Source organism: Flavobacterium johnsoniae UW101 (genome assembly GCF_000016645.1).
In the GTDB taxonomy this organism is placed as follows: domain Bacteria; phylum Bacteroidota; class Bacteroidia; order Flavobacteriales; family Flavobacteriaceae; genus Flavobacterium; species Flavobacterium johnsoniae.
In genome coordinates this window covers 963,321-976,374 of the sequence record NC_009441.1, presented here as the reverse complement: position 1 = coordinate 976,374, position 13,054 = coordinate 963,321, and the positions used below count along the sequence as shown (strand labels likewise).

Below are 13,054 nucleotides of genomic sequence, written 5' to 3'. Positions count from 1 at the left end.
GGTAAATTTGTAAGATTAAAACTATTTTGTATTCATAACCTCCTGAAAGAAATCTACAAACTGTCCTACATGCAAACCGTCCATCAATCCATGGTGAACGTGTACAGACATTGCGATTGTGCGTTTTCCAGATTCAGAAACAATCATTTTTCCGAATGAAATTTTAGGGCAGCTGTCCGGAAAAGTATAACTTCTGGCATGCGAAATAGAAGTGAAGTTTAACCACGGAATTGCCGAAAAATGAATCAGATTGTCATTATCAAAAGATCTTGTAAAAAGTCCGGTTGTATTTTGAATGCGTTCAATTTCTGCCAGAGCATTTTTTTCAAAGATTTTAAAATCAGGATTGTATTCGATTAAAGAAAATCCGAAAGTTCCGTCTGCACGGCCAATTGTTGCCGAAGCATCGATACGATCATTGATATAAATTTTGCCTTCTGAAATTCTGTATTTGAAATTTTCAACCGCATTTACGGCTGTTAAGGTTTTGTGTAAATAGAAAATGAAGAAAGAAGCATTTAATTCTTTTGCCGTTTCGTAAGCTTTTGTACAATCAATTTCGACAGTTACGCCAAAAAATGGTTCTTCCATTCGGCAGAAATGTTCAAAATGCTCTTTACGGTTCCAGTTTTCTAAGTCTAAAAGTGTTTTCATTATAATAAATTATGAACCACCTCAGTAATTTTTTCAAATGAACTAAAGTGTTTGTGTTCAACTTTGTGATTGATTTTTTCGTGTTCCCAAGTTGTGTGAAACGGAATATGAACAGCATAACCGCCAATTCCTAAAACAGGCAGTACATCTGATTTTAATGAATTGCCTATCATTAAAAACTCATTGGCCTGAATGTCTAAACGTCCCAGTAATTTTTGATAATCGATTTCCTGTTTGTCTGACATTACTTCGATATGGTGAAAATAATGACCTAAACCAGAGCGGTGCAATTTGCTGTGCTGGTCTTTTAAGTCGCCTTTTGTTGCTACGACCAATTTGTATTTTCCGTGTAAAGCCTGTAAGGTTTCTTCGATTCCGTCAAGAAGTTCGATTGGTTTTTCGAGTAATTCCTTTCCGTACTGAATAATCTTTTCAATTACTTCAACCGGAATCGTATTGTTTGAAATATTCATTGCGGCTTCGATCATCGAAAGAATATAGCCTTTAATTCCGTAACCGTACAAAGGCAGATTAGCAATTTCGATTTTGAATAATTCCTGCGAAATGCCCTGATGCGAAAGATAATCTTCCATCAAAGCGCAAAACTTATGTTCGGTTTCCTGAAAATAAGGTTCGTTTACAAATAAAGTATCATCGGCATCAAATGCGATTACTTTTAAGTTTGGTATTTTGGTTTTATGTAACATAAGTTTTTTGTTTCAAGTTTTGTTTGTTTCAGGTTTATTTTTCGCCACGACCCGAGCGATAGTGAACAGGCGAAGCAATTCACGAATTGCACTAATTTTTTTTAGCCACAGATTATTAAGATTAAAATGATTTTTTAAAATCTGCTCAATCTGCGTGAAACCTCGAATTGCACAAACTATCAGTGTAAATCAGTTTCATCCGTAAAATCAGTGGGCAAACTATTTAGAAAAAAGCCTTTTCAAAGAAATCGTTTTGTCGTAAAAAGTAATTCGGATTCCGAAAAGCAGAATGATTCCGCCGAAAACCATTTGTAAAGTTATTTGTTCTTCTAAAAACAACCAAGCCAAAATTGAAGTAATTACGGCCTGACTCAGTAAACTCAACGAAACTCGAGTTGCGCGCATATGCTGAGTCGCATAACTAATCGAAAGCCAGGCGCACAATTGGCAAATAACAGCTTGAAGGACGAGAACAAACCATCCCGTATTTGAAAATCCGGTAAAAGGTTCGTCCAGCGAATAACACAAAATTCCTAAATAAATACTTGAAGCCAATAAACTAATTGTCATAAATGATAAAACATCGACTGCAGAAAGCACATTTTTGCTTACCAACATATAAACGGAATATAGAATTCCGGATAAAACGGCAAATAGAAATGCTTTATCAAAGTTTAAATCGATGAAAAATTCAAAACCAACTAAGGTTATCATTCCTAATAAAGCGACAAATGTTCCTATCCAGAAATTTGCGGCAGGTTTTGCTTTCAGAAAAAAGAAAGAACCAACACCAACCCAAACCGGAGATAAATTAGTGAGCAGCGAAGCCTGAGTCGCGCTTGATTCCTGAATGGCGATATTCCAAACGGCTACATCTGATGCAAATAAAATACCGCAAAGCGCTGCTAAAAGTGTGAATTTTAATGTTGGAATTTTAAAATTGCCGCTCAACAGCACATAAGGCAAAAGCAGTGTGACGGCAAAAGCCATTCGGTAAAAAGCAGAGATTAATCCAGGCGTTAAACGTAATTTAACCAATATAGGGAAAATTGAGATGCAGAGTATACCGCAGATTAGAGCTAATCTTGGTTTTGTGATTTTCATTGTATTAATCGTGTATTATTTTTCAAAGATACTTTACAAAGTGAATACTTTGAATGCAAAAAGCGCGAATCAATTAAAAATGTTAATCGGTTCGCGCTTTTTTATGACAGAATTTAAAAATTATTCTTCTTTTTCTACAACTTCAATAGCTGGCGGAACTTCGGGTGTATCTTCACCTTTTAAATAACTCGGTAAATTTAATCCGGCCATATTGAATAAGTCATTCAATGGCGGAACTGTTTTCATCATTCCAGAAACAAAATTGGCTGTTGAACCGCCATTTTCGCCCTGACCATTTCCAGAATCCCAAACGGTAATTTTGTCAATTTTGATGTTTTTAACAGCTTCAACCTGAGTTTTAACCAATTCAGGAAGCTTCTCTAGTAATAAAAGCTGGAATGCTTTGCTTGGATCTCCGCCCGCAGCAGCTACAACATCTTTGTAACCTTCGGCTTGTTTGGTTAATATTTCGAAAAGACCTTTTGCTTCGGCTTCCATTTTAGCATAAATCGCATCGGCTTCACCTCGTGCATTTTCTCTGATAGTTTCGGCAGCAGCCTGAGCTTCGATAATGGCTCTTTGCTTAGCAATTTCGGCAGGAACTACAATGTTGGCAATTTGAGTAGAACGCTCTCTTTCAGAACGTGCAAGCTCGGCTTTTTGCTCAGCAACGTATGATTCTTCTAATGCTTTTGCCTGTTGTACTTTTTCGGCAGCTATTGCAACACGCAATGATTCTGCTTCTTTTTCTCTACGTAATGCTTCAGAATTAGCGATGGCAATTTTAGCCTCGTTCTCTCCCTGAATCGCAATTGCGTTTGCTTCAGAAGTTTTTACCCTTGTATCTCTCTGCGCTTCGGCTTTACCAATAGTTTCATCTCTTGATGCAGTAGCAATACTGATTTCTTTATCTTTTTGAGTAATCGCAATTTTTACGTCACGGTCTCTGTGTGTTTCTGCAATTTGAGTATCTTTTTCTCTATCGGCAAGAGCCTTACCAATTTCCCCGATTTTTTCCTGTTCGGCAACGCTGATTTTTGCTTCGTTAATAGCTTTTGCAGCGGCTTCTTTTCCTAAAGCTTCAATATATCCAGACTCGTCACGAATATCGGTAACGTTTACGTTGATTAATTTTAAACCAATTTTCTTTAATTCGCTGTCAACGTTTTTCGAAATATTATCAAGGAATTTGTCACGGTCTGAGTTGATTTCTTCAATTGTCATGGTTGCAATTACCAAACGTAACTGACCAAACAAAATATCTTTTGCCAGTTCCTGAACCTGCTCGTATGATAAACCTAACAATCTTTCGGCAGCAGTATTCATACTGTCTGATTCTGTAGAGATTGCAATGGTAAATCGGCAAGGAACATCTACTCTAATGTTCTGACGGCTCAGCGCATTAGTTAAATTAGCTTCGATTGAAAGCGGTTTTAAATCTAAAAATGCATAATCCTGAATTACCGGCCAGATAAAAGCACCGCCGCCGTGTACACATCGTGCTGAGGTTCCGCCTGTACGACCGTAAATAACTAAGATTTTGTCTGACGGACAACGCTTGTACCGCGATATTAATGCCGAAATTGTTACGAATAGAACGATTGCCGCAACTGCAATTAAAATAATTGGGTTCATTATGATTTGTGTTATATGGTTTCTACAATTAAAATGTTGTTTTCGATTTTGATAACTTTTACAGCTGCTCCAGACGGAATTTTGCTTTGTTCTGTCATCGCTTCTAATTCATGAAAAGAACCGTTTACGCTAATCATGATTTTGCCTTTTCCTGTTTTATTTTCGGGAATTGTTAAGTAAACTTCGGCGGTTTTATTAAGCGTATTAGTGATTTTAAAAGAATTGTCTTCTGCTAGTTTTTGTACTTGTTTGATAACGAAGAAAAACAAAAGCACAAATAAAACGCCAACAACAAGTGATAAAATAATGAGAAACCAGGTATGTTCGCCAATTGTAGAATAAAACGAAATTCCCGTCCAGCTGAAACCTAAAAGAAAATTGATAAGGTTTCGTAATGAAAAAAGCTGAAAATCACCATCGTGTGCATCTGCATGAAAATCAGTGTCGAAACCATCTGCAACATCAAGACCCGAAAAGGTAATAATGGTTTGAATAAGAAAAATTAAACTTGTTGGAATTGCGATATACCAAAAAGATTTAAGCAGTGTAGGCAAACTTTCTAATAGTTCCATAATTTTTAGTTTTTCGAATAGCTTTTGGTGCTAATATCTTACTTTTTATGAAAGAAAACTAATTTGTGTAAAATTTATATAAAAAAGGAATTATGAGAGAACTATCAATGAGGTTAAATATGCCGTTAGGCATTAAAGGTTGGTAGAAAAAAAAGATTAGCATCTATTCAGTGTGCCGTAGGTACGCAAGATATGTGTCGTACCTACGGCACGAAACCGAATTTTAAATTTAATATTCTACCAACCTTTAATGCCTAACGGCATAATTTACTGATTTTAAATTGCTGATAAAAGAGGATTAAATTGCCTCGAAAATTTCAGATATATTTTTCGTTTTGTAATGATTTTTAAATATGCCGTTAGGCATTAAAGGTTGGTAGAAAAAAATAGATTAGCATTGATTCAGCGTGCCGTAGGTACGCAAGATATTTATGTGTCGTACCTACGGCACGAAACCGAATTTTAAATTTAATATTCTACCAACCTTTAATGCCTAACGGCATAATTTACTGATTTTAAATTGCTGATAAAAGAGGATTAAATTGCCTCGAAAATTTCAGATATATTTTTCGTTTTGTAATGGTTTTTAAATATGCCGTTAGACATTAAAGGTTGATAGAAAAAAATAGATTAGGATCGATTCAGCGTGCCGTAGGTACGCAAGATATGTATCGTACCTACGGCACGAAACCGAATTTTAAATTTAATATTCTACCAACCTTTAATGCCTAACGGCATAATCTGCTGATTTTAAATTGATGATATAAAAGAGCATTAAATTGCCTCGAAAATTTCAGATATATATTACGTTTTGTAATGGTTGTTAAATATGCAGTTAGGCATTAAAGGTCGGTAGAAAAAAATAGATTAGCATTGATTTAGCGTGCCGTAGGTACGCAAGATATGTATCGTACCTAGGGCACGAAAATGAATTTTAAATTTAATATTCTGCCAACCTTTAATGCTTATGGCATAATTTGCTGATATAAAAGAGCATTAAATTGCCTCGAAAATTTCAGATATATATTACGTTTTGTAATGGTTGTTAAATATGCCGTTAGGCATTAAAGGTTGGTAGAAAAAAATAGATTAGCATCGATTTAGCGTGCCGTAGGTACGCAAGATATGTGTCGTACCTACGGCACGAAAACGAATTTTAAATTTCATGTTCTACCAACCTTTAATGCCTAACGGCATAATTTGCTGATTTTAATTGATAATATAAAAGAGGATTAAATTTGTTTTTGTGTGGTATTATGCGTTGAGCATTTTTTGGTAAGCCTTTTTGATTTCCATGTCTGAAAAAGGTTCAAGTGCTTCTGCCAGTTTGTTAATGGTTCTAATGCAATTAATCATTTTGATGCGAAGATCCATATAGTCGCCGACTTGGGTAACCAGAATTGCCTCAAAAATTTCGCACATGTGTTCTGGCTGCTCTCTAATTTCTTCCTCAAACCAAATCTCGGAAAGAAATTTTGCCATTGCTGTCATTACAGCTGTTTCTGTTGTTTGTTCATTTTCTTTTTGCATAATAGAAAATATTAAATACACGAATACCACGCGTTAGGTGTGCAAAACATTCCAAGGAATGATTTAGGTGGTTTCCCATACCTTCACCATGGCGTGGTATACGCTTATCTTTACTTAAAAATAGTTTTAAGGATTTCTCCTTGGTAATGTTTTGCAAGACAAACTTACAATTATAAACTTATATAAAAGTAAAAAACATGAGAAATTTCTCATGTTTTTAATATTTCGATTCTAGAAAGAACTTCTTAGTTTACTGTTGCTCCATTTGGTGCATCAGCATCTGGATTTACAAAAACCAGTTTTCCTTCGGCATTTGTTGTCATCAAGATCATTCCTTGACTTTCAACGCCGCGTAAAGCTCTTGGAGCAAGGTTTGCTAATACAGAAACACGTTTTCCGATGATTTCTTCTGGCGAAAAACTCTCTGCAATTCCCGAAACAATTGTACGAACATCAATTCCCGTATCTACTTTAAGAACCAAAAGTTTGTTTGCTTTTGGCATTTTTTCAGCCTCAAGAATAGTTCCTATACGAATATCCATTTTTGCAAAATCTTCAAACTGAATTAAATCTTTTTGTGGTTCTGCTTTTTGGTTTTCAGCAATATTTGCGGTTTTTGTCGCTTCCAATTTATCTATTTGTTTTTGTATTTCTTCGTCTTCTATTTTAGCGAAAAGCAATTCAGCTTCGCCAATTTTATGTCCGGCCGGAATTAAATCTGAGTTTTCAGAAATATCATTCCAACCCAATGTTTTATCAATAATGATGTCGTTTGCATCCTGATGTCTTTCTTTCAGGAACTTGCTAAACCCTTCAAAATGTTCTTTAAGATCACCTAAGTTCAGGATTTTAGACAATTTAGCAGCTGTAAAAGGTAAAAACGGTTCAGCCAAAACGCTCAACGCTGCAGCAATTTGCAATGCTACATACATTTGTGTTTTTACACGCTCTGGATTGTCTTTCATTACTTTCCAAGGTTCTTCATCTGCAAGGTATTTATTTCCTAAACGAGCAACATTCATCAATTCGCCCAGAGCTTCACGGAATCTGTAACGCTCAACCGAACTTGAAATCACGGCTGGATATGCTTTTAATTCAGCTAAAGTTTGTTCGTCGATTTCAGTAAATTCGTTTGGAGTCGGGATAACACCATCGTAATATTTGTTGGTTAAAACCACAACACGATTTACGAAGTTTCCAAAAATAGCAACCAATTCGTTGTTGTTTCTAGCTTGGAAATCTTTCCAGGTAAAATCGTTATCTTTTGTTTCAGGAGCGTTTGATGTTAACGCGTAACGTAAAACATCCTGCTTATCTGGAAATTCTTCTAAATATTCGTGTAACCAAACTGCCCAGTTTTTAGAAGTCGAAAGTTTGTTTCCTTCTAAATTTAAAAACTCATTTGCCGGAACGTTGTCTGGTAAAATGTAGCTTCCTTCAGCTTTTAGCATCGCTGGAAAAATGATACAGTGAAAAACAATATTGTCTTTCCCAATAAAGTGAACCAATTTGGTTTCTTCATCTTTCCAATATGGTTCCCAGTCTTTTCCTTCGCGTGCTGCCCATTCTTTCGTAGAAGAAATGTAACCAATAGGTGCATCAAACCAAACGTATAATTTTTTTCCTTCGGCACCTTCAACCGGAACGTCAATTCCCCAGTCAAGGTCACGTGTTACAGCACGAGGCTCAAGTCCGCCGTCGATCCAGGATTTTACTTGTCCGTAAACATTAGGTTTCCAGTCGTTTTTGTGACCTTCAAGAATCCATTTTGTTAAGAAATCAGAATATCTATCTAAAGGTAAAAACCAGTGTTTTGTTTCTTTTAAAATTGGAGTTTCTCCTGTAATTGTCGATTTTGGGTTGATCAAATCAGTCGCGTTCAAAGTCGATCCGCATTTTTCGCACTGATCGCCATAAGCTTCCGGATTGTCGCATTTTGGGCAAGTTCCAACCACAAAACGGTCTGCTAAAAACTGATTTGCTTTTGCATCGTACAATTGCTCTGTAACTTCTTCAATAAAATCGCCTTTATCATACAAAGTTCTAAAGAATTCTGAAGCCGTATCATGATGAATTTTTGCCGAAGTTCTAGAGTAATTGTTGAATGAAATTCCGAAATCAGCAAATGATTTACGAATAATTCCATCATATTTATCAATAACTTCTTGTGGCGTAACTCCTTCTTTTTTTGCTTTCATTGAAATTGCAACGCCGTGTTCATCGCTTCCGCAAATAAATGCTACATCTTTTCCCTGCAATCTTAAATATCTCGAATATATATCTGCAGGCACGTAAACCCCCGCCAAATGCCCAATGTGGATTGGTCCATTTGTGTAAGGTAATGCCGCCGTGATTGTATATCTCTTTGGATTCTGTGTCATAACTCAATTTTATTGAGTGCAAAAATAAGGAATAGAATTGAGATTTTTAAGTTTCATGGAGATTCAGGACGAAAAGGACTTTTAATATGGATCGTTCCTACGGAACTTTTGTTTCTATCCGCATTTTTTCAACGGATTAAAATCCGTTGCTACAATATAATTCGAGCCAATGGCTCTTTACATAAAAGTTCCGTAGGAACAATTTGTTTTGTAGCAACGGATTTTAATCCGTTGAAAATGAACCATTGTCAAAATAAGAGTTCCGTAGGAACGATTCATATAAATTTATCAATCTTTGCGGGACTTCGACTTCGCTCAGTCTGACAATCGAATAAAATCTTCGTATATAGCTGTCGGTAAACCCATAAAATAGAACCAGTTTAAACTAGCCTTACAAGCAAAATCTTCAAGATTTATTTCGCAATCTTTGCATTCGAAAAAAAACAAAAAAACAAGTTTATGAGCAAGACAAAACTAATCATCAATAAAAATGGATCAATTAAAATTGAAGGTGATTTCGAAATCATGGATCCGGAAGGAGCGCTTTACGGTTTACAAGGAAGATCTGCACTTGGACTTTGCCGCTGCGGATTATCTGCAAACAAACCATTTTGCGATGGCGGACACAGAAACAACTTCGAACACGATTCTGTTGCATTCGATTTACCACCAATGAAAACAAACTAAGAAATTCTATTTCTAAGTTTAGATATAAAAAAAGCTGCATTTCTGGATGCAGCTTTTTTTATTTAGATGTAAAGTTCACCTTTCATTGTAATTATTGATGAACCGCCTACTAAAATATCCTCTTCCCGATTCATAACTTCGATCATTGAGGCTTGTTTTAATTTTACACCTTGAAGAATTTTATATTCTTTTTCAGATTTGGTGAATTTCTTTTGAGTTAAAAAACCAATTAAAGGACCCGCTGCGGTTCCCGTTGCAGGATCTTCATTTATTCCGATTATGGGATTAAAAAATCTTGTTTCAACGATATGTTCCTGGCCTTCATCGGCAATTGTGAAACAATAAAATCCTTCAAAATTGTATTCTTTAGATATTTCGATTAAAAGTTGATTATCTGGTACAAAGCTGTTCAGTAATTGGCTGTTTTTTATAGGCACCATTGTGTGTGCTACTTCTGTTTTAACTACTGTTGGAACAAAAGCACTTACATCTAAATCCTCAATTTTTAAGCCCAGTGCTACTGCAATTTTATAGGTTGGAATTTCCTGTTTAATGACTGCCGATTTTTGATGCATTTGAACCACAGGATAAAAAGTAACCGGATCAAAGCTTACTGTTACAGGTATTGCCGAATGTTTCATGATTACAAAAGGCTCGCTTTCGTTTTGTTCCTCAAAAATGGGCATTCCTTTTAGCAAAGCACCGCAGACTGCGCCTAATAAATTATGTCCTGCACCGTCGATTTCGATTCCCGTTGGGGTAAATGAACGAACTACGAGTGCTTTTTCTCTTGTAGAATAATAGACAAAAGAGGTTTCAGAATAGCCAAATTCTTTAGAGATATCCTTATAGGTTTCTAATCTTAAATTTCCATCAGTAAAAACTACAGAAAGAGGGTTTCCTTTGTAACTTTCGTTTGAAAACACATCTAAAACGTAATATTCTAATGCTGTTCTTCCCTCCATATTTTCCTTTTTTATAGCTGAGCTTGTTTAGACGGAATAAAGTTACAGTTTAAAAAATATCAAAGCAACAACCTTTACAACATTCGTTTTCCTTCAGCGCTAAATTTTATTGCTTTTTCCAATCTTGCAATTCTGGTTTTTTCTTGTTTGGCGCTCATAATCACATGTATTATTACTTTTCTGTATGATGGCGCCTGACTGCTAAAATATTCCCAAGCTGTTTTATGGGCTTTAAATTGTTTTTCAAGTTCGGGATCAAGAACGTAAGCTTCGTTTTCATGCGAGTAAATTTTGGATCTTTCTTCAGATCTTAATTCAAAAGCTTTTATGCCTTCTTCTTTCATCAATCCGGCTTTTGTGAGTGCTTCTACTTTTTTAATGTTGATGGCGCTCCAGATACTTGATTTTTTTCTTGGAGTAAAACGTATCGAATAACTTTCTTCGTCAATAGATCTTCGAACACCATCGATCCAGCCAAAACAAAGCGCCTGATCTACAGATTCTGACCAGGACATAGACGGCTTTTTGCTGTTCACCTTATAAAAACCTACTAACAGTTCGGTTTCTTTTTTATAATGCTTTTCCAGCCATTCTCTAAATTTTTCTTGAGTTGCGAAGAAAGTCGGGTTCATTTTTTAAGTTTTATTATTCATTTAATTCTTTCCAGCAAACGTCAATTTCCCGTTTAACTTCTTTCTGTAATTGGGGAAGTTCATTTTCAATCCAATGTTTACTTTCTTTAGTTAAATAATATTGGTTTTCGTTGAGTTTGTATTTCATCGCGCCATGAATTATTTCAATCATTTCATCAGTTTCAGATGTTCCGTTGGCAAAATTAGGCGCAATTAAATATCTCAGAAGTTCTTTTTCGTATTGTGGTTTGTAATACAAAATATAACTGACTATTGGCAGATAGAAATAAAAATAGCTGTTGGTGTTAGAGGCGTATTGTATTTTATGAAATTCAGAAATCAAATTATTCCATTCAAAATCTGTTGTTCTTGAATTGAATTCTGTCAGTAATTCAAAGGTTTTTTTCGCACTCGGAACAATTTCTCCCATTCTTTTTAGACTAGAAAAAGCTTCTTCAAACTCAATATTTTCAGATTTGTTTTTGTTCCGGTTAAAAACTCCCATTTGTCTGTCTTTTTAATTTCGATTTCTTATAAAAATAACTGCCAAAATATATAATTAAAGGAACAAAGATATTGTATTGTTGTGGTTAGGTCTTCCATTGTTTAAAATAATAAAACCATAAAAACAATATGCAGTGTCTTTATGGTTTTATAAAAGTATAACAAATAAGAGAAATGAAAAATTTATTCGAAAACTACTTCTTTGTTGGTTTTTGCTATTTTAACAATATGATAAGGCTGTGTGATTACTGTTGCAAGGCCTCCTGAATTTAATCGTTCAACTTTAACTACTATGCGATTTTCAGTTTGGGTAATTCCGGTAATATCTATAGAGAAACCGCCGTAGTTACGTACTTCATCAATAACTGCAATAACAGTATATTTTTCAAAGTCAATATCGGTGCTAATGCTGTTTTGCCAAGGTTTAATATTGAGATCCAGTTTTACCAATAACTTGTTCCATTCTGACAGGTCTTTAATAACAAGATTTGCTTTTGGATTATTGTAATCTCCGTTAAAATAATCTGCATGATACAGATCTGTAAATTCTACTTTTGACGATGCCGAATCATCGTTACTGCAGCTTGTAAGCGTGAATAAAATACTCAAAATAAATAAAATCTGTTTCATAATTTTTTGGTTTTAGTTAACTAACATTTCTTGTTAAATGCTATTTATTAAACAGATGGGATTTATTTATATGGTTGCGTATTTCAATATTAAGTTTTTATTTGGTAACGTTTTAATAATATTTCCAGCCTGTTATATCATTTTTAACTGAGGCTTTACTTTTTCAAAAAAAGTAAGATAATCATTGGCATAATCGGGATTTGTAATTCTTGAAAAACCACAGTTTTCAAAACAAATCCTCAAATAGTTTATAAAAGTAGTATTGTGTTCTTCATGTAAAAAAGGAGCATCGATACTTTGCTTTGGTGTGATCTGGAGTGAATAGGGCAGACCACCGCAAATATTGTCTTTATGAAGATAATCTGAAGAAAGATCTAATGAAACAAAACCATCTTCTTTAAAACATTCCTGAAAAACTTCATGACTGTCTTCATCTGAAACATGAGAAACAAAATCGTCAAGACTTACTATCTGAATTGGATCAGCACGTTCCCAGATAAAATTTTCATTTGTATCGTAATCCCATTCAAAATTGCAGGCACCCACAATTTTATAAAACATTTTTAACGATGCCGGAATAAAACCAAATGGCTTCACCGATTTTTCGAGTTCGCCTAATAATTGATCTGTGTTTGAAAGCGGTTTTACTAACGGACGTTCAAAATTGAACTGAAAATTGGTTTTAAAAAGGTAATTTATATTGGTAAGTTCCTTATAAATAATATTAAGATTGTGTGCCGTTCTTTCGAATGTTTCGGTTAAAACGTTCTCAATATCTATAATGTTTTCCGGCAGAAAAGCATCATCACCTAATTTATATATGTCATTGTAAACGGTTTTTGTTTCTCCATTTAAATATCTTTCGTAAAATTTCATATTTAGCCTGATTAAACATGCATTTATTAAATGCAGATAATTAAAAATTGCTTTTGAGTATTAGTAAAAACTGAAGAAATAATCTTTTACATTCTCGTTATGGGAATGAAAAGCTATTTAATTATACAGATGTGATTTTTTTTTTAATGGTTGCGTGAAATTTTCTCTCAACTTTGC

General features: G+C 34.7%; 13 protein-coding genes. 1 reads left to right on the top strand and 12 read right to left on the bottom strand.

The window, feature by feature from the left end; all coding sequences use genetic code 11:
* Positions 1-21: 21 nt before the first annotated feature.
* The 7 genes from FJOH_RS04500 to metG form a co-directional block, all read right to left on the bottom strand.
* Positions 22-654 (bottom strand): chloramphenicol acetyltransferase, encoded by a 633-nt coding sequence (locus FJOH_RS04500; RefSeq protein WP_012022950.1) that lies wholly within the window; start codon positions 652-654, stop codon positions 22-24.
* Complete coding sequence (locus FJOH_RS04495) at positions 654-1,361, bottom strand: HAD family hydrolase (protein ID WP_012022949.1); 708 nt, start codon at positions 1,359-1,361, stop codon at positions 654-656. The genes FJOH_RS04500 and FJOH_RS04495 overlap by 1 nt, the downstream gene beginning before the upstream one ends.
* Positions 1,362-1,580: 219 nt before the next feature.
* Positions 1,581-2,465, bottom strand: coding sequence for a DMT family transporter (locus tag FJOH_RS04490; protein WP_012022948.1), 885 nt, complete (start codon positions 2,463-2,465; stop codon positions 1,581-1,583).
* A gap of 120 nt (positions 2,466-2,585) precedes the next feature.
* Positions 2,586-4,100: a flotillin family protein gene (locus tag FJOH_RS04485; protein WP_012022947.1), complete on the bottom strand. Its 1,515-nt coding sequence runs from the start codon at positions 4,098-4,100 to the stop codon at positions 2,586-2,588.
* Positions 4,101-4,111: 11 nt separating this feature from the next.
* Positions 4,112-4,672, bottom strand: coding sequence for an NfeD family protein (locus FJOH_RS04480; RefSeq protein WP_012022946.1), 561 nt, complete (start codon positions 4,670-4,672; stop codon positions 4,112-4,114).
* Positions 4,673-5,926: 1,254 nt separating this feature from the next.
* Positions 5,927-6,202 (bottom strand): hypothetical protein, encoded by a 276-nt coding sequence (locus FJOH_RS04475; RefSeq protein WP_012022945.1) that lies wholly within the window; start codon positions 6,200-6,202, stop codon positions 5,927-5,929.
* 245 nt (positions 6,203-6,447) lie between these two features.
* Complete coding sequence (metG, locus tag FJOH_RS04470) at positions 6,448-8,583, bottom strand: methionine--tRNA ligase (protein WP_012022944.1); 2,136 nt, start codon at positions 8,581-8,583, stop codon at positions 6,448-6,450.
* 459 nt (positions 8,584-9,042) lie between these two features.
* On the opposite strand from metG, the gene FJOH_RS04465 reads away from it, so the two are divergent.
* The gene (locus FJOH_RS04465) at positions 9,043-9,270 is read left to right on the top strand and encodes a CDGSH iron-sulfur domain-containing protein (protein WP_012022943.1); all 228 of its coding nucleotides are present in this window, start codon (positions 9,043-9,045) and stop codon (positions 9,268-9,270) included.
* A 62-nt stretch (positions 9,271-9,332) separates the two neighbouring features.
* Here the strand turns inward: FJOH_RS04465 and FJOH_RS04460 are convergent, their stop codons facing one another.
* From FJOH_RS04460 to FJOH_RS04440, 5 genes are all read right to left on the bottom strand, one after another.
* Positions 9,333-10,235: a PhzF family phenazine biosynthesis protein gene (locus FJOH_RS04460; protein ID WP_012022942.1), complete on the bottom strand. Its 903-nt coding sequence runs from the start codon at positions 10,233-10,235 to the stop codon at positions 9,333-9,335.
* A 74-nt stretch (positions 10,236-10,309) separates the two neighbouring features.
* A complete protein-coding gene (locus FJOH_RS04455) occupies positions 10,310-10,867 on the bottom strand; it encodes a YdeI/OmpD-associated family protein (protein ID WP_012022941.1) in 558 nt (185 codons plus the stop codon).
* Between the two features lie 13 nt (positions 10,868-10,880).
* Complete coding sequence (locus FJOH_RS04450) at positions 10,881-11,372, bottom strand: hypothetical protein (protein ID WP_012022940.1); 492 nt, start codon at positions 11,370-11,372, stop codon at positions 10,881-10,883.
* A 182-nt stretch (positions 11,373-11,554) separates the two neighbouring features.
* Positions 11,555-12,001: a protease complex subunit PrcB family protein gene (locus FJOH_RS04445; RefSeq protein ID WP_012022939.1), complete on the bottom strand. Its 447-nt coding sequence runs from the start codon at positions 11,999-12,001 to the stop codon at positions 11,555-11,557.
* 132 nt (positions 12,002-12,133) lie between these two features.
* Positions 12,134-12,877, bottom strand: coding sequence for a hypothetical protein (locus FJOH_RS04440; protein WP_012022938.1), 744 nt, complete (start codon positions 12,875-12,877; stop codon positions 12,134-12,136).
* Between the last annotated feature and the right edge of the window lie 177 nt (positions 12,878-13,054).